Raw genomic sequence first — 20123 nt, forward strand, 5'->3', positions numbered from 1 at the left:
AGTCGGATACGACAATCAGATGGGGATGTGCGCGGCCGCGGCACTGACCTTGAGCAGCGCGCTGACCATCGTCGCCAGGTCGGGGAAGACCTGGGTGCCGGGCGGCAGGCCGCCGGTCTGGCGCGTCTTTTCGCCCTTGCCGGTCAGGACCAGGTAGGGCGTGCAGCCGCTGATGAAGCCCGCCTGCAGGTCGCGCAGCGAGTCGCCCACGGTCGGCACGCCTTTCAGGCTGACTTTGAAGCGCTTGGCGATTTCATCGAACATGCCGGCTTTCGGCTTGCGGCAATCGCAGTTGTCGATGGCCGCGTGCGGGCAAAAGAAGATGGCGTCGATGTCGGCCCCAACCTGCTGCGCGCTGGCGTGCATCTTCTGGTGAATCGCGTTGAGGATCGTCATGTCGAACAGTTCGCGCGCAATGCCCGACTGGTTCGAGGCGATGACCACCCGATAACCCGCCTGGTTCAGGCGGGCGATCGCTTCGAGCGAGCCGGGGATCGGAATCCACTCCGCCGGCGACTTGATGAAGGCCGGCGAATCGTGGTTGATGACGCCGTCTCGGTCGAGGATGATCATCTTCATGCCGGTCTCTCCTAGGCCGCCAGCTTGGAAATGTCGGCGACGCGGTTCATCATGCCGTGCAGGACCGACAGCAGCGCCAGGCGGTTGTTGCGCAGCGCCAGATCCTCGTCCATCACCATCACGTCATCAAAAAACTTCGCAACGTCGTCGCGCAGCTGGGCCAGCGTTTTCAGGGTGCCGGCGAAGTCGCGCGCCGCGAAGGCCGCATCGATTTCCGGACGCACGCGCCTAATGGCCGCGAACAGGGTGCGTTCGGCGTCTTCCTTGAGCAGCGCTTCGATTGGTGCGCCGGTGACGGCGCCATTTTTCTTGAGGATGTTGGTGATGCGCTTGTTCGCTTCGGCCAGGGTGACGCTTTCCGGCAGGGCGGCAAAGGCTTGCACCGCTTCCAGGCGCTCGACGATGTCGTGCAGGCGGTCGACGTGCGAGGTGAGCACGGCTTCGACTTCGTTGGCGCTAAAGCCACGCTCGCGCAGCACGCCGCGCAGGCGGTCGAACATGAAGGCGCGCACGTCGAGCACCGGATCGGTGAAGCCGGCGATGCCGTCGAAGCGCGCATTGGCGAAGCCGAGCAACTGGATGATCGACACGTCCATGCGCTTTTCGACCAGCATGCGCAGCACGCCCAGCGCGTGGCGGCGCAGTGCGAACGGATCTTTTTCACCGGTTGGCTGCAGGCCGATGCCCCAGATGCCGACCAGCGTTTCGAGCTTGTCGGCCAGCGCCACGGCGGTGCCGGTCTCGGTCGATGGCAGGGTGTCGCCGGCAAAGCGCGGCTGATAGTGTTCGGTCGCGGTCAGCGCCACTTCTTCCGGCTCGCCGTCGTGACGCGCGTAGTAGGTGCCCATGATGCCTTGCAGCTCAGGGAACTCGCCCACCATGTCGGTCAGCAGGTCGGCCTTGGACAGTTGCGCGCCGCGCGCGGCCAGTTGTTCGTTGTAGCCCATGGTGTGGGCGATGGCGGTGGCAATGGCCACCACGCGCTGCGAGCGCGCGGCCTGGGTGCCCAGCTTGTTGTGGTAGACCACATTGGCCAGCAGCGGCAGGCGCGATTCCAGGGTCTTCTTCTTATCCTGCTCGAAGAAGAACTTGGCGTCGGACAGGCGCGGACGCACCACGCGCTCGTTGCCGCCGATGATGTGCTGCGGATCGCTTGTTTCGATGTTGGACACGATCAGGAAGCGCGAACGCAGCTTGCCGTCGGCATCGGTCAGCGCAAAATACTTCTGGTTGGTCTGCATGGTGAGGATCAGGCATTCCTGCGGCACGGCCAGGAATTCTTCCTCGAAGTGGCACTCGTACACCACCGGCCATTCGACCAGCGCCGACACTTCGTCGAGCAGCGACTCGGGCATCAGCACCTGGTCGGCGCCGGCTTTTTGCAGCAGCGCGCTGCGGATCTTTTCCTTGCGCGCTTCAATGTTGGCGATGACTTTGCCTTGCGCTTCGAGCGTGGCCGCGTACTGGTCGGCATGCGCGATCGTCAGGGGCGCGCCATCGGTCAGGAAGCGGTGGCCGAGCGTCTGCTTGCCGGACGAAAGGCCGAGCAGGGTCAACGGCACGACGGCCTCGCCATGCAGGGCGACCAGCTTGTGTGCCGGACGCACGAACTGCACGGTGCTGCCGTCCGGACGCTGGTAGCTCATTAATTTGGGAATCGGCAGCTTGGCGGCGGATTCTTCCAGCGCGGCTTGCAGGCCGGTGTGCAGCGCGCTGCCAGCCACGCTGCGGGTGTAGAACAGGCTTTCGGCCTTGCCGTCCACGGCGCGTTCGAGCGTAGCGATATCGAGGTCGGGCACGCCGAGGGCAGCGAGTTTTTTCGCCAGTGGCGCGGTGCCCTTGCCGTCGGCATCCAATGCTACGCTGACCGGCAAGACTTTTTCGCGCACCGATTTATCGGGCGACATGGCGCGCACGCCGGTGATCGACACGGCCAGGCGGCGCGGCGAGGCGTAGGCGGTGGCCACGCTGTCGTCGCCCAGGAAGTCGCGCGATTTGAGGCCGTTGGTAATGCCGGCGGCAAAAGCGGCGCCCAGTTTGACCAGCGCTTTCGGGGGCAGTTCTTCGGTCAGCAGTTCGACCAGTAAGGTGTTGTTCATCATTCTAATTTTATCTTTCAGGCGGCGAGCGGCGCTTTGGGAGCCATCGGGAATCCCAGCTTTTCGCGCGAGTCGTAATAGGCTTGTGCGACCAGGCGCGACAGCGTGCGCACGCGCCCGATGTAGGCGGCGCGTTCGGTGACCGAAATGGCGCCACGCGCGTCGAGCATGTTGAAGCTGTGCGAAGCCTTCATGATCTGCTCGTAGGCCGGCAGGGTCAGTTCGAGTTCGATCAGGCGCTTGGCTTCCGATTCGTGGTTGGCGAACTGGGTGAACAGCAGGTCGGTGTTGGCGTGCTCGAAGTTATAGGTCGATTGCTCGACTTCGTTCTGATGGAACACGTCGCCGTAACTGAGCGACTTCTTGACGCCGCCCTCTTCCCACTCGGTCCAGACCAGGTCGTACACATTCTCGACGCCCTGCAAGTACATGGCCAGCCGTTCGATACCATAGGTAATTTCGCCCAGCACCGGCTTGCAATCGAGGCCGCCCACTTGCTGGAAATAGGTGAACTGTGTCACTTCCATGCCGTTCAGCCACACTTCCCAGCCCAGGCCCCAGGCGCCCAGTGTCGGGCTTTCCCAGTCATCTTCGACGAAGCGCACATCGTTCTTTTGCAGGTCGAGGCCGAGCGCCTTGAGCGAGCCCAGATACAAGTCGAGGATGTTTTCCGGCGCCGGCTTGAGGACCACCTGATACTGATAGTAGTGTTGCATGCGGTTCGGGTTTGCGCCATAGCGGCCATCTTTCGGGCGGCGCGATGGCTGCACGTAGGCGGCACGCCAGGGTTCCGGTCCGATTGCGCGCAGGAATGTACCCGTGTGAAAGGTGCCCGCGCCGACTTCCATATCGTATGGCTGGAGCAAGGCGCAGCCCTGCTTGTCCCAGTAGGTTTGCAAGGTCAGGATAATTTGTTGAAATGTGAGCATCTTGGTGGCTGTCGCGCGGCTGACGGCGCGAACGAATGAGTTTGCTAAAACGACCAATTTTAGCGGGTTTTAGCGGGACGCTGGGGGGCAAGTGGCGACAATGTCATGTTTGCTGCGTTTTTGCGTACTTGCGGCCCGAGAACCAGGCAAAAGCCAATGCCAGCGCCGCCAGTGCGAGGAACAGATAATTGCCCATGCGGATGAATGGCGTCATGCCGCCCATCCCTTGTACCTGGGCAGCCAGGGTGCCGTGCGTGTACATCGGCAAGGTGTTGACGATCTTGCCACGGCCATCGATCACGACGGTCGCGCCGGTGTTGGTGGCGCGCAGCATCGGGCGCCCGGTTTCCAGCGAACGCATCTGCGACATTTGCACATGCTGGGGAATCGCCACCGATTCGCCGAACCAGGCCAGGTTCGACATATTAAGAAGCATCGTGGCCGGACGCGGCATGGTGCGCAGTTGCAGGGCAATTTCTTCGCCGAAGACGTCTTCATAGCAGACGTTCGGCAACACCAGCTGGTCCTTGACGGCGAAAGCGCCCTGGACTTGCGCGCCACGGCTCATGTCGCCCAGCGGAATGCGCATCATGTCGACGAACCAGCGGAAGCCGGCCGGCACGAACTCGCCGAACGGCACCAGGTGGTGCTTGTCGTAGCGGTAAGACTGGCCGGACGGGCTGACACCGACCGCGCTGTTGGCATAGCTGCCGGGACCGTCGGACAAGGGGATGCCGAACAGCACGTGACTGCCCGTGTCGGCGGCAAATTTTTTGATCGACGGCAAATAATCGGGTGGCAGATACTGAGGCAGGGTGGCGACGGCCGTTTCCGGCAGGGCGATCAGGTCGGCTGGCTGGGCGGTGATCATGCCGCGATACATCTCCACCGCGCGCATGACATGATCCGGATCAAACTTCTTCATCTGTTCCACATTGCCCTGCATCAGGCGCACGCTGATGGGATTGCCCTGGGGGGCGGTCCAGGCGACGAAAGTCAGGCCGTAGCCGGCCGCGAGGATGGCGCCGAGCAAGCCCATGCCGGGCCAGCGCGCGCGCTGGGTCAGCATGACGATGCAACTGGCGCACAGGGCGGCGATGGCCCCGATGCCGTACACGCCGACCAGCGGCGCGTAGCCGCCCAGCGGACTGGCGTTATGGGCGTAACCGGTGGCAACCCAGGGGAAGCCGGTCATGACCCAGCCGCGCATCCAGTCCGACAAGCCCCAGGCCACCGGTAGCACCAGCAATAAAAAGCTGGTGAGCGGCAGCGACCAGCGCTTGCGCAGCCAGGTGGACAAGCCGCTGGCGAAGGCACCGAACAAGCCCATGTACAGGCCCAGCAGGCACACGGCCGCCACCGCCATCGGTCCCGGAATATTGCCGAAGCGATTCATGGTGATGTATAGCCAGTGCATGCCGGCAACCGACCAGCCGAAGCCGAAGGCCCAGCCGATCAGGCTGCTGCGGCGGACATTGGTGTCCATGCCGACCTGGTAGAACAGGAAGGCGAGCGCGAGGATTTGCAGCGGCCACCAGCCGATGGGCGCGAACGCCAGCACGCTGGTCGCGCCAGCGAGGGCGGCGAACAGCATGGGCAGCAGCGTGGTGCGGGGGGCGCGCAGCGCCGGATCGAGCGGAACGGTCGAGCGGCGCAACATCAATCGTGTTCGTCTTCGGGCAGCGGCAGTTTTTCCACCAGCACGACGTGAACCTGGCGCGCGTCGGCGCGCAGCACCTCGAAGCGCAGGTTGGCGATATCGAACACGTCGCCCTTGTGCGGCATGCGGCCGAGATGGCTGGCAACGAGGCCGCCGATGGTATCGACGTCGTCTTCCGGCAGGCTGGTGCCGAGTTCTTCGTTGAACTGGCTGATCTCGGTCAGCGCCTTGATGCGCCAGCGCGGGCCGAGCAGGCCTTCCTTGATCGACAGGATGTTGTCTTCTTCTTCATCGAAATCGTATTCGTCTTCGATGTCGCCGACAATCTGTTCAAGCACGTCTTCGATCGTGATCAGGCCGGCAACGCCGCTGTATTCGTCGACCACGATGGCCATGTGATTGTGATTGGCGCGGAAATCGCGCAGCAGCACATTCAGGCGTTTCGATTCGGGAATGAAGATGGCGGGACGCAGCATGTCGCGTACGTCGAAAGTTTCTTCGGCGTAATAGCGTAGCAAGTCCTTGGCCAGCAGGATGCCGATGACCTTGTCGCGTTCGCCTTCGATGGCAGGGAAGCGCGAGTGGGCTGTTTCCAGCACCTGCGGCATCCATTCCTCGATCGGCTTGCTGATGTCGATGACGTCCATCTGCGAGCGCGGGACCATGATGTCGCGCGCGGACAGGTCCGAGACCTGGAACACCCCTTCGATCATGGACAGCGCATCGGCGTCGATCAGGTTGCGTTCATGGGCGTCGTGCAGGACTTCGAGCAGCTCGGCGCGGTTTTCGGGCTCGGGAGAGATCAGTGCGGTCAGGCGTTCAAACAGTGACCGGTGGGTCTTGGCGTCCGTTCGGACGTCATAAGGGTGCTCTGGCATAGTTGGCGTGAGCCGTTGTTGCGATAGGCGTAGGATACACCAAAAGCGCAATTGCCTGTTTTTTAAGCGGAGACGGACTCCTTTGCCCTCTACCGTCGCTCAGCGTTTACCGTCGCCCCCGCGACGTTAATAGCTAATCGGTCCTGCGCTCTTGCCCCGCTGCCGGAGGCGTCCCGGCGCCCGTTTCGGCTTCCAGCGTGGCCACCGTCAGCGCGCGCTTGGCCGGTCCGTGCAGCACCTCCCCATCGGGCGCGAAGCGCGAGCCATGGCAAGGACAGTCCCACGACTTCTCGCCCGCGTTCCAGTGCACCGCGCAGCCAGTCGGTGTTTCGCCGGCGATCGGGAAGCGCTGGCGCGTCCACGCCTCGATCGCATCGTAGCGCTGCTGCGGATGCGCATCCTGCCCCCCGCGAGTGCGGCAAATACTACCTTGCCTCACTCACCGTCATTCATACCATCGCGCCCGACTTCCACGCAGTGACCAGTTCCTGCGGCCAGAACTGGCGCGGCGCGATCATCAGGCACAAGGTGTCGGGGTGGGTCAGCACCGGGAACCAGGCACCCTGCATCACGTCGGCCGGCATGTGCTTGCGCACCGCCAGGAAGGCCGAGATCATCACGCGGCGGCGCGTGAGCATGTCCGGCACCGCCAGGTCTTGCGGGCGTTGCAGTTCATTGGACAGGCAGGTGGCGATGTGCTGCAGCGGCGCCGGTACGTCCTTGCCCTTGTACCCAAACAGCGCCTGCGCGACGCGCTGCAAGGCTTGCGGGCGCGCTTCGAAATGGCGGTCAAGGCTGTAGGCCAGCAGCGCCGGCATGTCGTGCGGTCCCTCGGCGAACAGGGCGTTGTTGGCCCGTACCAGCGAAGCCCACACCACCATGCCGCGTTCCAGCAGCATGTGCTGGCGGCGGTAGATCTCGGCCAGGCTGTCGTTGCCCAGCCAGCCCGGATTACCGGCGTACAGGGTGTCGTAGTCGGCCGCGGTGGCCGCGCGGCGCCACTTCATGATGGCGTTGCGGACCTTGTCGAGAGTCAGGTCCATCTTGGGATCGGCCGGCCATTGTTCGATATCGGCTGGCGCCAGCGGGTTGGCACCGTCGCCGGCGCTGTGCGGCAGCAGCTTGCGCGCGTAGTCTTGCAGCGATTCGGCGCGCGCGTCGGTCAGCACGGCGCTGATGCTGGCCAGCGGGTAGGTGGTGTATTCGACGCTGTCGAGAAACACCAGGAAATCGCGTGCGCGCGGACGCTGGCGCGCAAAGGCGGGATGGGCGCGCACCATGTCGTCGTAGTTCATCCATTGCCACTGGCTTGCGTCCGGCGTATTGCTGCGGATGACTTCACCGAGATAGGCGCCAGCCGCGTCGATCAGGCGCGCCAGCAGCGGCGCCGCAAGCTCGCCGGCCGCATGGCGCTGGCGCACCAGGCCGAGCCAGGCTTCGAGCGGGCGCAGCGAGGCGAAGCTGTAGTCGAGTTTATCGCGCGGCAGCTGTGCTTCGAGCGGCAGGCCGGCGCCGTCCGCGACCTCGCCCTGTCCGAGCAGCATGGCGCACAGGCGCGGGATGCGGCAGGCCAGGTCGTCGGCGCGCGCGCAGACGCTGGCGTCGCTCACGGCCAGTTGCGCATACCAGCGCGCCACGCTGTCGTGGGCGCCGTTGATGATGTGGTCGAGCACCTGCAGGTGCGGATGGCACACGCGCCCGCGGTGCGTGCGCACCACCATCAGGCGCCGCTGGCCGCGCGTGACGTAGCCCCACTGGCCGCCGATCTGGCTGGCGATCACGGAACCGAGGTAGCTGCCGGCGCGGAGCGCCCAACTGGTGGCGATTGCGCTGCTGAAGGCGGCGTTGGCCGGCTGCTTGCCGCGTTCGTGCATGTAGAAGGCGTGCAGCTTGTCGAGCAGGCCGGCCAGCGCGGTGATGCTGACGCCGCTGCCGTCGAGGGCGATCCGGTATTTGTCGCGCGCATACGCGACCAGTTTGGCCTGTTCGGCGTGGGCGCTGGCATACACGCCGCGGTCGCTGGCAAAGCCGGGCAGGTGCGTGCTCAGGCCGGGGCCGGGGCTGACCATGGTGGCGCGGTGGGCAAGCGTGCCCAGTGGCGCCGCTTCCATGAACAGCAGCGAACTGGCGTCGTGCGCGAAGCGGTAGAACGGGTGGTAGCCGGGATTGGCGCCGACCGCGGCGTCGGCGCGCGCGGTCAGGTTGCGCAGCACGCGCAGGGTGGCGCTGTTGCATGCCTCGGGCCGCATCGCCAGTTCGATCGTCAATTCCTTGGCGGCCGCCTCGCCGTGATCGAACAGTTGCAGGTACGGGCCGTTGGCGTTGACGCTGGGGTAGCGCAGGGCAGGGCGCTGCGGGTCCGGCATGGCCGTTTCCAGCTGGTCGGGCCAGAGCTGCTGGGCGCTGTCGATGCGCCGCACGCCGTTGACGCAGGCGTCGCGCATGGCGGGCGGCAGGCCGTGTGCGCCATGCAGCGGCGTGTAGATCATGTCCAGGGCGTCGTCGAAGGCGACGCAGCCCAGCTGGCGCATGCATTCCCAGACCAGCGCGCGCAGGGGCGCGTCGAAATGCGGACGCTCGAAGCCGACGCACAGCGCGCCGCCGGTGCGCGCGCCGATGACGGTGGCGCCTGCGGCGGTGCGCCCGGCTTCAAAGGTGATTTCAGTGTCGTGCAAACCGCGTCCGGGTTTGCCGTGGCGCGCGAGGATGGAGATCAGGACATCGAAAGGCATGGCTGCCGGTTCGCCGTTGGCGAATCGCTGCAGGTAAAGAAAAGTGGTCACAAAGGTCCAGGAAAAGGATGCTGCGCGGCGCAACAGCGCCGCCGTACATGCGATTTAGATTTTTCCGTATGGTACTTCAGAGCCCTGTGCCGGGTCCATCAAAGTGTTAGCATTGTGGCATTAAAGTGACACGCGGCGGATTAATAGAGCTGACCCCTGTTCCACATGTCGAGCAGATGCGGCGGCCAGAACCAGCTCGGCACGATCATCACGGCGCGCACGCCGGGATGGACCAGCGCCGGAAACCAGGCGCCGCTGAGGATCCTCTCGGGCAGGTGTTTGCGGAACGCCATGAAGGACGACATCAGCACTTCCTGGTCGGTCAGCAGGTCGGGCACGGGCAGATTGAAAGAGCGCACGGTTTCCGCAGCCAGGTTTTGGCCGATGATCCTGAAGGCGCCCGCCGCCGTCTCGCTTTTGTGCGAAGACACCGCGCGGGCGATGCGTTTGAGGGCTTGGGGGCGGCCATCGAAATGCGGATCGCGGCTGTAGAGCAGATCGCCAGGACAGTCGTGCACGCCCGGCTCGAACAGCATGCTGTTCGCTTGCACCAGCGCGCCCCACACAACGCTTCCCTTGGCCAGCAGGTCCAGCTGGCCTTCGAGGATGACGCCGAGCGGGTCGTCGGCCAGCCAGCCCGGATCGGCGCCGCGCAAGACCTCGAAGTCGCCCTTGTTGGCGACGCCGCGCCAGCGGATCAGGGCCGTGCGCACGTCGTCGAGCGCGCCGGCCATGACCGGGTCGCACGGCCAGTCGTTGATCTCGTCCGGGCCGAGTACAGGGGCATTGGTGCCGTGGATCAGCTGCCGTGCGTAGGCGCGCAGCTTGCCCTGGCCCGCCAGTGCCAGCGCCGCCTGCGCCATCGGAAACGCCATGCCGGCGGCGCTGTCGAGCAAGCCGCGCATGCCCGCTTCGCGCGGCTGCTGCTGCGCGAAGCGGGGGTGGAGCGCGGCGGCGTCGTCGTAATTGGTCCATTGCCAGGCGTCCGGCGCGGCGCCATTGGTGCGCACCACTTCGCCCAGATAGGCGCCGCAGGCCATGACCATGCGCGCTTCGTCCTGGGCCGCGATGGCGCCGGCCTGCGCCAGGTATCCGTCCACATGGCGCAGCGAGGCCAGGCTGAAATCGAGCCGCGCGTGCGGCAGGCGCGCCAGCAGCATCTGGCACAGGGCGGGCACGTTGGCGGCCACGTCGTCGGCGCGCGCGGTGCTCGAGGCGTGGATCAGCGCGAGCTGGCGCATGCGCTGCGCCACGTTGTCGGCGGCGCCGTTGACGATGTGGTCGAGCACCAGCAGGTGCGGAAAGCATATGCCGCCGCGATGCGTGCGCAGCGCCGGCTCGCGCGGCGCGCCGTGCAGGCAATAACCCCACTGGGCGCCGATGCAGCGCGCAATGACGGCGCCGAGGTAATCGCCGGCCCTGGCCGCCCAGCTGGCGGCCAGCTGGCTGACGTGGGGCGTGCCGGCTGCATGCATGGCGCGCTCGCGGCGGACCATGGCGTGCACCTTGTCGAGCAGCGGCGCGAGCGCATCGATGCTGGCCGCGCTCAGGTCGAGGACGATGCCGTAGCGTTCCCGCACCTGGGTGGCCAGGCGCGCCGCCTCGCCGGCGGCGCTGGCCGACAGCGCGCGGTCCATGACGAAGCCGGCCGATGGCGGCGTCTCGCTCCAGGATGCATGGTCGATGCTGTCGCTGTGTTTCAGGACGCCCAGCGCGGGCGAGCTTTTGAGCAGCCGCGCCACCTCCAGGTAGGCATGCCGGTATTCGCACTGGTATCCGGGATTGGCCCTGAGGGCCGCGTCGACCCGCAGTTCGAGGTTGCGCAGCACGCGCAGGGTGGCGCCGTTGCAGGCTTGCGGGCGCATGCCCAGGACAATCTCGACCTGGTGCGCGTCGCTGTCGATCCGGTCGAACAGCTGCACGCTGCGCCCGGCCCCGTTGGCATTGCGGTAGTGCAGCGCCGGCATTGCAGCGTCATTACCCGGCGCGGCGTCGTGCGACCACAGTTGGGCGATGCTGGCGAGCTGGCGCGCTCCGGCGGCGCAGGCGGCGCGCAGCGGCTGGGGCAGCGCATCGAGGCCGCCCGGCGGCGCGCCGACGCTAAGGAGGGTGTCGTCGAACACGCTGCAGCCGAAGCGCTCGATGCATTCCCAGGCCAGCGCGCGCAGGGCGGCATCGTAGCGCGGGCGCTCGAAGGCGATGCAGGCGGCGCCCGAGGCGGCGTCCCCGATGACGGTGCAGCTGGCGGCGATTTTTCCAGGGCCGAAGCTCACTTCGGTATCGACCGGCCAGCGGCGCGCCTTGCCATGGCGCCGCAGCAGCGCCATGACATCGTCGTAAGGAATCGGCGCCGGCTTGCCGTTGTCGAAGCGTTGCAGGAACAGGAAGGAAGTCATGGCGGTGCCGATGCGTGGACACGGCGTGCCCACGCGGACAATCAGGTGGCGTAAGGGTCGGGGTAGCCGAGCGCCGCCAGGATGTCGCGTTCGAGCTGCTCCATCTCGGCCGCTTCGTCATCGTCGTCGTGGTCGTAGCCCTGCGCGTGCAGCACGCCGTGCACGATCAGGTGCGCGCTGTGCTCTTCCACGGTTTTCTTTTGTTCGAGCGCTTCTTTTTCAAGCACGTCGGTGCACAGGATGATGTCGGCGCGGGTCGGATCAATCTCGGCGACGTCTTCGCCTTCGTTGTAGGCGAAGGTCAGCACGTTGGTGGCGTAATCCTTGGCGCGGTAATCGCGATTGAGGATGCGGCCTTCCTCGGCGTCGACGAAGCGGATGGTCAGTTCGGCCGGCGCGAACAGTGCCGCCTGCACCCAGCGCCGCACCTTGGGGCGCGTGATCGATGCCTGCAGGCGGGCGTCGGGATACTGGACCGAGAGGGAGAGCTTATTTTTTGCGGACATTTTTAGCTGCGGCAGGTTGTGGCAAGGCGACCAGGTCATCGACCGAGGCGGCGGACTCGTAAGCATCGACGATGCGCGCCACCAGCGGGTGACGCACCACGTCGGCGCTGGAGAACTGGGTAAAGGCGATCCCGCGCACGTCTTTCAGCACATGCACGGCGTCGCTCAAGCCGCTCTTTTGCGTCTTGTGCAGGTCGACCTGGGTAACGTCGCCGGTGACCACGGCCTTGCTGCCGAAGCCGATCCGGGTCAGGAACATCTTCATCTGTTCGACCGTGGTGTTCTGCGCTTCGTCGAGGATCACGAAGGCGTGATTGAGCGTGCGCCCGCGCATGTAGGCCAGCGGGGCGATCTCGATCACCTGTTTCTCGAACATCTTCTGGGTACGGTCGAAACCGAGCAGGTCGTACAGCGCGTCGTACAGGGGGCGCAGGTAGGGATCGATTTTTTGCGTCAGGTCGCCCGGCAGGAAGCCGAGGCGCTCGCCCGCTTCCACCGCGGGGCGGGTCAGGATGATGCGCTTGACGGCGTCGCGTTCGAGCGCATCGACCGCGCAGGCCACCGCCAGGTAAGTCTTGCCGGTGCCGGCCGGGCCGACACCGAAGCTGATGTCGTGCTCGAGGATCGAGCGCAGGTATGCGATCTGGTGCGGGGTGCGCCCGCGCAGGTCGTGGCGGCGGGTTTTCAGCACCGGGCTGTTGATTTCGATGTCGGGCAGCGCTTCGGTCGGGGTGCTGTCCGGGCTGTGCTGGCTGTGCAGGCCGGAGCGCTGTTCGACCAGCGCCAGTTGCACTTCCTCGATCGGGACGACCTTGTTGGCGACCTCGTAGAAGCGTTCCAGGATCTGCACCGCGTGCCCGGCGTTATGGCCGCTGACGATGAATTTTTCGCCGCGCCGGAAAATGGTCACGTCGAGCGCCGACGAGATCTGGCGCAGGTTCTCGTCGAGCGGCCCGCACAGGTGGGCCAGGCGCGTGTTGTCGAGCGGTTCGGGGATGAAGTAGTGGGGCTGGATAGGTGTCTTGGTTTTCAACTGGCGCAGGCTAAAGTGTCACCGCGCGCAACGAGTTCGCCGCGCAGGGTGTAGTTAAAACTCTCGGTGATGCGCACGTCGGCCATCTGGCCGATCAGCGCGCTCGCATTGATGCCGGGTTCGAAATTGACGACCCGGTTGTTTTCGGTGCGGCCCTGCAGCTCGGCGGCGTTCTTGACGGACGGGCCTTCGACCAGGATACGCTGCACCGTGCCGACCATGGCGGCGCTGTACTTGCGCGTGTTGGCGTCGATCGCCGCCTGCAGCTGCTGCAGGCGCGCCAGCTTGACCTGGTGCGGGGTGTCGTCGGCCAGGTTGGCGGCCGGGGTGCCGGGGCGCTTGCTGAAGATGAAGCTGTAGCTGGTGTCGAAACCGACATCAAGAATCAGTTTCATCATGGCGTCGAAGTCGGCCTGGGTCTCGCCGGGGAAGCCGACGATGAAGTCGGACGAAATCGACATGTTCGGGCGCACCGCGCGGATGCGGCGGATGATCGACTTGTATTCGAGGCCGGTGTAGCCGCGCTTCATGGCGGCGAGCACATTGTCGGCGCCATGCTGGGCCGGCAGGTACAGGTGGTCGACCAGCTGCGGGATCTTGGCGTAGGCGTCGATCAGGCGCTGGGTGAATTCCTTCGGGTGGCTGGTGACGAAGCGGATCCGTTCGATGCCGGGAATATCGGCCACGTATTCGAGCAGCAGGGCGAAGTCGGCGATCTCGCCGCCTTCCATGACGCCGCGGAAGGCGTTCACGTTCTGGCCGAGCAGGGTGATTTCTTTCACGCCCTGGGCCGCCAGGCCGGCCACTTCGGTGAGCACGTCCTCGAAGCGGCGCGAGACTTCCTCGCCGCGCGTGTAGGGCACCACGCAGTAGCTGCAGTATTTGCTGCAGCCTTCCATGATCGACACGAAGGCCGAGGCGCCGTCGACCTTGGCCGGCGGCAGGTGGTCGAATTTTTCGATTTCGGGGAAGCTGATGTCGACCTGGGCGGCGCCGCTGCTGCGCCGTTCGCGCATCATCTGCGGCAGGCGGTGCAGCGTTTGCGGGCCGAATACCATGTCGACATACGGCGCGCGCTTGACGATGGCGGCGCCTTCCTGCGAGGCAACACAGCCGCCGACGCCGATCAGCAGGTCGGGCCGGGCCAGTTTCAGTTCGCGCAGGCGGCCGAGGTCGGAAAAGACTTTTTCTTGCGCTTTTTCACGGACCGAGCAGGTATTGAGCAAAATCACATCGGCGTCTTCCGGCGTGTCGGTGCGGATCAGGCCGTCGGAAGCGCCGAGCACGTCCGCCATCTTGTCCGAGTCGTACTCGTTCATTTGGCAACCGAAGGTTTTGATGAAGACTTTTTTCTGCATGGAATGATCAACGTGGCGCTGCTGCCTGGTTTCAGGCGGGGTTGCCAGTTTATCGTAAATCAGCGGGGGCGGCCATGTCCACGACAGCGGACCCTGTCCGGCCCGCTTCATTGCACGCAATCAAGGGTTGAGCTAGCCACCCGTCACTCTTGCATATCGCTGGGAAAAGTTTCGCACAATAATCTTTCACAATTGCTCAATTGCACACTACCTATTTCTTCATGTAAATCAATGAGTTCCGACAGTATTCTAACAAGGGACTGAGCACACGAAATGTTCTTGCGTGCGCCACAATTTATCTCCCTGTGTTGAAATGACTATGTGACAAGCTTTCCGGCGGATACCTTGATTTCAAACAATGTCACCCATGCGCGAGTAAGTTGTACTAAAGGCTTATGAGTCTCATAATTAGTTTGCAATTCAAGTGCGTTGGAAGTGAGTAGCGCAGAGCGCATACGATCCGGGAACGTGCTTTTAAGCCAGTTATCAGATTTGTTCTGTTTAATCACGCTCAAGGGCGATTTTTCCGGGAACTTTATTAAGACACGTATGGTCTTTAACATAGTTCGTAACGGCATTATTTCAACCACTCACCACGAGGTAAATCATGGCACACCATGCTCTGGCATCACAGGAAAGTTATAACCCCAACCACCTGCTCGACATTCTGCTTGGCAAGATGCAGCTGAAAAACGATGCAGCGCTGTCGCGCATGCTCGAAGTCGCGCCACCGGTCATCAGCAAGATCCGCCACCACCGCCTGCCGGTTGGCGCCTCGCTCCTGATCCGCATGCACGAAGTGACCGGCATGAGCATTCGCGACCTGCGCGACCTGATGGGCGACCGCCGCACCAAGTATCGCCTGTCGGACGCCCAGGGCCGTCCCAAAGCGGCCGAGGAAAAAGGCACGCCGCCAGACGCAGCGACGTCCGGTAACTATGCGCACTAAGTTCTCCGGCATGGCGGTGTCCGCTGTCATGCCAGCGGAACGGGGTGCCTGATTGGCGCCTCTGCACGCAGAGGCGGGTCGGTCAGCCCATCAGGATCATCGTGATTTCCTCGTACTGCAGTTCGGTTTCGCGGAACACTTGCAGGTAGCATTCTTCGTTCAGTCCCAAGGCGGTCCATGCGACCGGCGACACGGCTGGCACCAGATCGTTTTCTTCGCGCCCCAGGTCGAGCGCATGCACGATGGCGTTGGCCACATGCACGATGGTGGCCAGCAGCCCCGCATCCGGGGCGCCCGGATCATGATGGAAGGCGATCGCCATCTTCATCGTATCCGAAAAATTCCAGTGCTCGGCCAGCGCCACGCCGGCCAGCACATGGTCCACTCCCAATATGGCCAGCTCCGCATCCTGCACGTAGGTGTCGTTGGCGGCGCGGTATTCCATCACCTGCTGATATAAATCCGGATAGCTGCTCACCAGCACCAGGCGCCCGATATCGTGCAGCAGCCCGGCGGTGAAGGCGTAATCCTGGTTGAAGCGCACGCGCCGCGCCAGCACCTTGGCGCAGGCGGCGGTGGCGATCGAGTGGCGCCAGAAGGCCTTGTGGTCGAAGGCGGGGCAGCGGCCCTCGGCGAAGCAGCCGGTCAGGGCCGAGGCCGTGATCAGATTGCGCGTGGTCTGGAAGCCGAGATAGGTGATCGCTTGCTGGATGGTGGTCACCCGCACCTGCAAGCCGTACAGCGAGGAATTGGCCAGGCGCAGGGTCTTGGCCGTGAGGGCCTGGTCGTGCGAGACTTTTTTGGCCAGCACCGCGATGTCGATGTCTTCCTGGTCGATGCTGGTGAGCAGTTCCATGACCACGGCCGGCAGCGAGGGCAGGTCGGCCAGGCGCCGCAGCACGTCGTCGAGCACGATGGCGCTCATAAGGCGACCTCGCGCGCGGCGCGGTAATCTTCCACGTAGCGGCGCAGGGCGCTGGTGGCCCAGTCGTGGGTGTCGTCCGGCTGGTGCTTGCGAAACAAGATGGCCAGGCGCTTTCCGCTGGCGGCCAGGTCGGGCGCGGAACGGGGCTGGGCCGGGGCCGCGCCGCCGCTGCGCAGCACGGGCACGGCATCGATGCCATGGCTGGGCAGCAAGGCGATGGTACGGTCGGTCAGGATGGCGCCCTTGGGCAGCAGGACTTGCCCCTGCCGGTCGAGCAGTTCGTCGGACAAGACCATTCCCGGCTCCACGTCGGCCAGGGCCAGGTGCTGGTAAGCTGCGCTCATAGGCATCCTCCCTCTCATGCTACGATCTTACCATTGCTGATCCGGGCTGTGCGCCACGCAAAAACCTTTACTTTGCACAGGTGCGCAACTCAATTTCTTGCCAAGAAGTAGTGCTTACCGTACATTCGGAACTACATCGCGCGCATGCGCTGGCGATCGGGAGGAATTGGATGTTCAGTATTCAAAGCCGGCTGAAACTGCTGTTCGTGGTGATCGTCACCCTGGTGCTGAGCATTTCGGGCAGTTATACCCAGTATTCGCTGGGCAAGGCGCTGGAAGAAAGCAACCAGCGCCTGCGCAAGGGCGTGATCACGCGTTTGCAGATCAGCCTGCCGTCAGCCCTGTGGGACCTGGACAAATCCAAGGTCGACAGCATCGTCGAGGCCGAAATGCTGCCGCCCGAGGTGGTGGCGATCCGCGTCTACGACAGCTCGGTCGGCCTGTTCGCCGGCAAGCTGCGCGCGCCCGACGGCAGGCTGGTCACGGTCGAGCGCGCGCCGGAACCGGGCGGCCAGGCGGTCGACGCGCCGCTGGTGTTCCTCGAAGGCGGCTCGGCCAGCGCCTCGATCAAGCCGGTCTCGGTGGGCCGGGTGGTGATCAATTTCAGCCGCGCCCAGATCGACCAGGCCCTCGCCTCCGAACTGATGCGCAAGGTGATCGAGGTGCTGCTGCTCGACCTGATCCTGGTGGCGGCGCTGGCGCTGTCGCTGCGGGTGGTGTTCGAGCCGCTCAAGCAATTGCGCGACGGCCTGTTCGACCTGGCCACGCGCGGCAGCGACGAGGTCGAGGAATTGCCCGAGAACCGGCGCGACGAGCTGGGCGACGTGATCCGCGGCTTCAACCAGATCCAGCGCCGCTTGAAATCGACCATCGGCCGCATCCGCGAAGCCGAGGATGCGGCGCGCCGCTCGGCCCAGCAGACCGCCCAGGCGCTGCAAGACTTGCGCCAGACCCAGGAATCCCTGCTCCAGGCTGAACGGCTGGCCTCGCTCGGCAGCCTGGTGGCCGGGGTCGCCCATGAAATCAACACCCCGGTCGGCATCGCCCTGACCAGCGCTTCGGTGCTCAAGGCCGCCACCGATGAGCTGGAACTGGCCGTCAAAGGCGCCGGCCTGAAAAAGTCCGACATCCTGCGCTACGTCGAGACCGCCAGCGAAAGTGCGCGCCTGATCATGAACAATGCCTACCGCGCGGCGCACCTGATCCACAGCTTCAAGCAGATCGCGGTCGACCAGACCAGCGAGGCGCGGCGCCCCTTCGGGCTGCGCGAATACATCGAAGAAATCGTCTCCAGCCTGCAGCCCAAGCTCAAGAAAACCCCGATCACGCTGGTGCTGAACTGCCCCGAAGCGATCGTGCTCGACAGTTATCCGGGCGCCTTTGCCCAGGTCATCACCAACCTGACCCTCAACTGCGTCGAGCATGCCTTCGAGGTCGATACCGCCGGCGAAATCATGATCAGCGCCCGTCTCGACGGCGACGTTGTGGAGTTGCACGTCAAGGATGATGGCAGGGGCATCGCGCCGGAAGTGCTCGACCGCATCTTCGATCCGTTTTTCACCACCCGGCGCGGCCAGGGCGGCACCGGGCTGGGCCTCAATATCGTGTACAACCTGATCGTCAAGCAGTTCAGCGGCACCATCGCCGTGAGCAGCACCCTGGGGCAGGGCACCCATTTCACCCTGCGCATTCCGCGCGTGACGCCGGTCGATGGTCAAGCCGAGGCCCAGGCCGCGCCAGCCGGGGCGCTGGGCGTGCGCGCATGAGCGCCGCGCGCGGCGGGGCCGCCGTATCGCCCTGAGCGCCACCCTTGCGCGTGCCCAAGCGCGAGCGCGCGTTTTATTGTACGCTTGCCATTCTTTGGCGGCGCCCTCGCCGGGCGCCGGCCGTTCCGACGCGCCATGCATGCCGGCTGCGCCCATTCGCCTCTCAAAGGATCATCATGAAACTGTACTTCAGTCCCGGTGCCTGCTCCCTCTCTCCCCACATCGTCCTGCTCGAAGCAGGGCTGGCATTCACGACCGAAAGCGTCGATTTGCGAAAGAAGGTCACTGCCAGCGGGGCCGACTTCAGCGTCATCAATCCCAAGGGCTATGTGCCGGCCCTCGAAACCGAGCAGGGCATGCTGCTGACGGAAGGCCCGGCCATCGTCCAGTACCTGGCCGACCTGGCTCCCGAGAAAAAGCTGGCCCCGGCCGCCGGCACCCCGGAACGCTATGTGCTGGTCGAGTGGCTGAACTTTATTTCGACCGAGCTGCACAAGAGCTTCAGCCCCCTGTTCCGCCCCAACGCGGGTGAAGAATTGACCAGCTACGCGCGCGCCAACCTGACCCTGCGTTTCGGCTACGTCGAACGCATGCTCGACGGGCGCGACTACCTGACCGGCGCCCAGTTCACGGTGGCCGATGCCTATCTGTTTACGGTGGCGAACTGGGCGAACCTGGTCAAGTTCGACCTGTCGGCCTTTCCGCTGCTGCAAGCATTCCAGAAGCGCGTGGGCGAGCGGCCCCTGGTGCAGCAGGCGCTGCGCGACGAAGGCTTGCTCAAGTAAGCCGCCCGGCCATGACCCGGCAACGCTATATTGCCCTGCTGCGCGGCATCAACGTCGGCCGCGCCAAGCGCATCGCCATGGCCGACCTGCGCCAGCTCGTCGGCGAACTGGGCGGCACCGAGGTGCGCACTTTGCTCAACAGTGGCAATGTGGTGTTCAGCGCCCCGCGCCAGGCCCCGGCGGCGCTGGCGGCCCTGATCCAGGATGCGCTGGTGCTCAAACTGGGCGTGGCGGCCAGGGTGATGGTGCTCGTCAGCGACGAGCTCGACCGCATCGTCGCCGCCAATCCCCTGCTGCCGGTGGCGACCGACCATGCGCGCCTGCTGCTGTTCGTGTTCAGCGACCCGGGCGCGCCGGCCTTGCTGGCGCCGCTGGCGGCGGCGCACTGGGCGCCGGAACAATTGGCCGTGGCCGGGCAAGCCGCTTACCTGTGGTGCCCTACTGGCGTGCTCGACAGCAAAATCGCCGTGGCCATAGGCAAGCTGCTGGGCGATGGCTTGACTTCGCGCAACTGGAATACCGTGTGCAAGCTGCAGGCCTTGTGCGCCGGCTCCGTTAAGGAGTGAGCTGGGCGTGCAGGCAAAAAAAATCCCGCACGATGCGGGATTTTTTGATGCGATTCTGTGATTAACGGAATTTTTCGCCACTTTCGCGGCGTGCGCGGTAACCGATCAGCACCAGGCCGAGCAACATCATGGCGAACACTTCAGGCTCGGGCAATTCCGACATGTGCGGGGCGGGCATGGTGGCCATTTCCATGGCGCTCATCTGCGGATGGGAATCCATCTGGGCGGCTGACGCCTGTGCATTGTCCACGACTTCGATAGCGCTGGCCGGTGCGGCAGCGACCAGGGCGAGCATGAAAGCTGCTGCGACTGCATATTTTTTCACGGTGTTTCCTCTTCTTTTTGGTTTTCGCAAGTGCAGGATTACTCATGCTGCATTGCAACCAGATGAGCAGTAAATGCGAATCATCCAGCTCCGTATTTAACCACGCTCACCACCGATTTCCAAGCCATTCCGCTATAAACGTCGTTTTTTTGATGTTTTATTGTCTAGAGGAATTAACATTTCTCGGTCAATGCTGCACTGCGGCAAAGTACAAGAAGACTGTTAAGAAGATACGGGGGTTG

General features: G+C 64.4%; 18 protein-coding genes. 4 read left to right on the forward strand and 14 right to left on the reverse strand.

Features of this window, described 5'->3' with window-relative positions:
• Window positions 1–15 precede the first annotated feature (15 nt).
• The 11 genes from gmhB to miaB form a co-directional block, all read right to left on the reverse strand.
• The gene (gene gmhB, locus PO883_RS25575) at window positions 16–579 is read right to left on the reverse strand and encodes a D-glycero-beta-D-manno-heptose 1,7-bisphosphate 7-phosphatase (protein WP_289312258.1); all 564 of its coding nucleotides are present in this window, start codon (window positions 577–579) and stop codon (window positions 16–18) included.
• 11 nt (window positions 580–590) lie between these two features.
• Window positions 591–2678, reverse strand: coding sequence for a glycine--tRNA ligase subunit beta (gene glyS / locus PO883_RS25580; RefSeq protein WP_289312278.1), 2088 nt, complete (start codon window positions 2676–2678; stop codon window positions 591–593).
• A gap of 17 nt (window positions 2679–2695) precedes the next feature.
• Window positions 2696–3607: a glycine--tRNA ligase subunit alpha gene (gene glyQ / locus PO883_RS25585; protein WP_289312259.1), complete on the reverse strand. Its 912-nt coding sequence runs from the start codon at window positions 3605–3607 to the stop codon at window positions 2696–2698.
• Between the two features lie 103 nt (window positions 3608–3710).
• Window positions 3711–5267, reverse strand: a complete 1557-nt coding sequence (gene lnt / locus PO883_RS25590) for an apolipoprotein N-acyltransferase (protein WP_289312260.1) — start codon at window positions 5265–5267, stop codon at window positions 3711–3713.
• On the reverse strand, window positions 5267–6145 hold the full coding sequence (locus PO883_RS25595) for an HlyC/CorC family transporter (protein WP_289312261.1): 879 nt from the start codon (window positions 6143–6145) through the stop codon (window positions 5267–5269). Before PO883_RS25595 ends, lnt begins: the two co-directional genes overlap by 1 nt.
• Before the next feature lie 133 nt (window positions 6146–6278).
• The gene (locus tag PO883_RS35205; protein WP_373890104.1) at window positions 6279–6584 is read right to left on the reverse strand and encodes a hypothetical protein; all 306 of its coding nucleotides are present in this window, start codon (window positions 6582–6584) and stop codon (window positions 6279–6281) included.
• A 10-nt stretch (window positions 6585–6594) separates the two neighbouring features.
• Window positions 6595–8928, reverse strand: coding sequence for a hypothetical protein (locus PO883_RS25605; protein WP_289312262.1), 2334 nt, complete (start codon window positions 8926–8928; stop codon window positions 6595–6597).
• A 140-nt stretch (window positions 8929–9068) separates the two neighbouring features.
• The gene (locus PO883_RS25610; RefSeq protein WP_289312263.1) at window positions 9069–11324 is read right to left on the reverse strand and encodes a hypothetical protein; all 2256 of its coding nucleotides are present in this window, start codon (window positions 11322–11324) and stop codon (window positions 9069–9071) included.
• Between the two features lie 41 nt (window positions 11325–11365).
• Entirely contained in the window at window positions 11366–11830 is a 465-nt protein-coding gene (gene ybeY, locus PO883_RS25615) for an rRNA maturation RNase YbeY (protein WP_289312264.1), read from the reverse strand.
• A complete protein-coding gene (locus PO883_RS25620) occupies window positions 11814–12863 on the reverse strand; it encodes a PhoH family protein (protein ID WP_289312265.1) in 1050 nt (349 codons plus the stop codon). Before PO883_RS25620 ends, ybeY begins: the two co-directional genes overlap by 17 nt.
• Window positions 12860–14221, reverse strand: a complete 1362-nt coding sequence (gene miaB, locus PO883_RS25625) for a tRNA (N6-isopentenyl adenosine(37)-C2)-methylthiotransferase MiaB (protein ID WP_289312266.1) — start codon at window positions 14219–14221, stop codon at window positions 12860–12862. The genes PO883_RS25620 and miaB overlap by 4 nt, the downstream gene beginning before the upstream one ends.
• Window positions 14222–14828: 607 nt before the next feature.
• On the opposite strand from miaB, the gene PO883_RS25630 reads away from it, so the two are divergent.
• Window positions 14829–15170 (forward strand): hypothetical protein, encoded by a 342-nt coding sequence (locus tag PO883_RS25630; RefSeq protein WP_167087026.1) that lies wholly within the window; start codon window positions 14829–14831, stop codon window positions 15168–15170.
• An 82-nt stretch (window positions 15171–15252) separates the two neighbouring features.
• On the opposite strand, the gene PO883_RS25635 is transcribed toward PO883_RS25630, so the two are convergent.
• Both PO883_RS25635 and PO883_RS25640 read right to left on the reverse strand, forming a co-directional pair.
• Window positions 15253–16095, reverse strand: a complete 843-nt coding sequence (locus PO883_RS25635; RefSeq protein ID WP_167087027.1) for an HDOD domain-containing protein — start codon at window positions 16093–16095, stop codon at window positions 15253–15255.
• Window positions 16092–16439 (reverse strand): hypothetical protein, encoded by a 348-nt coding sequence (locus tag PO883_RS25640; RefSeq protein ID WP_289312267.1) that lies wholly within the window; start codon window positions 16437–16439, stop codon window positions 16092–16094. Before PO883_RS25640 ends, PO883_RS25635 begins: the two co-directional genes overlap by 4 nt.
• 170 nt (window positions 16440–16609) lie before the next feature.
• Between PO883_RS25640 and PO883_RS25645 the strand changes: the two genes are divergently transcribed.
• From PO883_RS25645 to PO883_RS25655, 3 genes are all read left to right on the forward strand, one after another.
• Complete coding sequence (locus PO883_RS25645) at window positions 16610–18205, forward strand: sensor histidine kinase (RefSeq protein WP_289312268.1); 1596 nt, start codon at window positions 16610–16612, stop codon at window positions 18203–18205.
• 176 nt (window positions 18206–18381) lie between these two features.
• On the forward strand, window positions 18382–18990 hold the full coding sequence (gstA, locus tag PO883_RS25650; RefSeq protein WP_289312269.1) for a glutathione transferase GstA: 609 nt from the start codon (window positions 18382–18384) through the stop codon (window positions 18988–18990).
• A gap of 11 nt (window positions 18991–19001) precedes the next feature.
• Window positions 19002–19556: a DUF1697 domain-containing protein gene (locus PO883_RS25655; RefSeq protein ID WP_289312270.1), complete on the forward strand. Its 555-nt coding sequence runs from the start codon at window positions 19002–19004 to the stop codon at window positions 19554–19556.
• Between the two features lie 61 nt (window positions 19557–19617).
• On the opposite strand, the gene PO883_RS25660 is transcribed toward PO883_RS25655, so the two are convergent.
• Entirely contained in the window at window positions 19618–19881 is a 264-nt protein-coding gene (locus PO883_RS25660) for a PEP-CTERM sorting domain-containing protein (protein WP_167087032.1), read from the reverse strand.
• Window positions 19882–20123: the final 242 nt, after the last annotated feature.

The organism is Massilia sp. DJPM01, from assembly GCF_030348125.1.
GTDB classification, from domain to species: Bacteria; Pseudomonadota; Gammaproteobacteria; order Burkholderiales; family Burkholderiaceae_D; genus Telluria_A; species Telluria_A frigida.

Excerpts from the sequence above, each read along its gene's own strand:
- PO883_RS25595 (WP_289312261.1), bottom strand. The coding sequence starts at position 6,145 with ATGCCAGAGCACCCTTATGACGTCCGAACGGACGCCAAGACCCACCGG.
- PO883_RS25655 (WP_289312270.1), top strand. The coding sequence starts at position 19,002 with ATGACCCGGCAACGCTATATTGCCCTGCTGCGCGGCATCAACGTCGGC.
- miaB (WP_289312266.1), bottom strand. The coding sequence starts at position 14,221 with ATGCAGAAAAAAGTCTTCATCAAAACCTTCGGTTGCCAAATGAACGAG.
- PO883_RS25635 (WP_167087027.1), bottom strand. The coding sequence starts at position 16,095 with ATGAGCGCCATCGTGCTCGACGACGTGCTGCGGCGCCTGGCCGACCTG.
- glyQ (WP_289312259.1), bottom strand. The coding sequence starts at position 3,607 with ATGCTCACATTTCAACAAATTATCCTGACCTTGCAAACCTACTGGGAC.
- ybeY (WP_289312264.1), bottom strand. The coding sequence starts at position 11,830 with ATGTCCGCAAAAAATAAGCTCTCCCTCTCGGTCCAGTATCCCGACGCC.
- glyS (WP_289312278.1), bottom strand. The coding sequence starts at position 2,678 with ATGAACAACACCTTACTGGTCGAACTGCTGACCGAAGAACTGCCCCCG.
- gstA (WP_289312269.1), top strand. The coding sequence starts at position 18,382 with ATGAAACTGTACTTCAGTCCCGGTGCCTGCTCCCTCTCTCCCCACATC.
- gmhB (WP_289312258.1), bottom strand. The coding sequence starts at position 579 with ATGAAGATGATCATCCTCGACCGAGACGGCGTCATCAACCACGATTCG.
- PO883_RS25610 (WP_289312263.1), bottom strand. The coding sequence starts at position 11,324 with ATGACTTCCTTCCTGTTCCTGCAACGCTTCGACAACGGCAAGCCGGCG.
- lnt (WP_289312260.1), bottom strand. The coding sequence starts at position 5,267 with ATGTTGCGCCGCTCGACCGTTCCGCTCGATCCGGCGCTGCGCGCCCCC.
- PO883_RS25630 (WP_167087026.1), top strand. The coding sequence starts at position 14,829 with ATGGCACACCATGCTCTGGCATCACAGGAAAGTTATAACCCCAACCAC.
- PO883_RS25645 (WP_289312268.1), top strand. The coding sequence starts at position 16,610 with ATGTTCAGTATTCAAAGCCGGCTGAAACTGCTGTTCGTGGTGATCGTC.
- PO883_RS25640 (WP_289312267.1), bottom strand. The coding sequence starts at position 16,439 with ATGAGCGCAGCTTACCAGCACCTGGCCCTGGCCGACGTGGAGCCGGGA.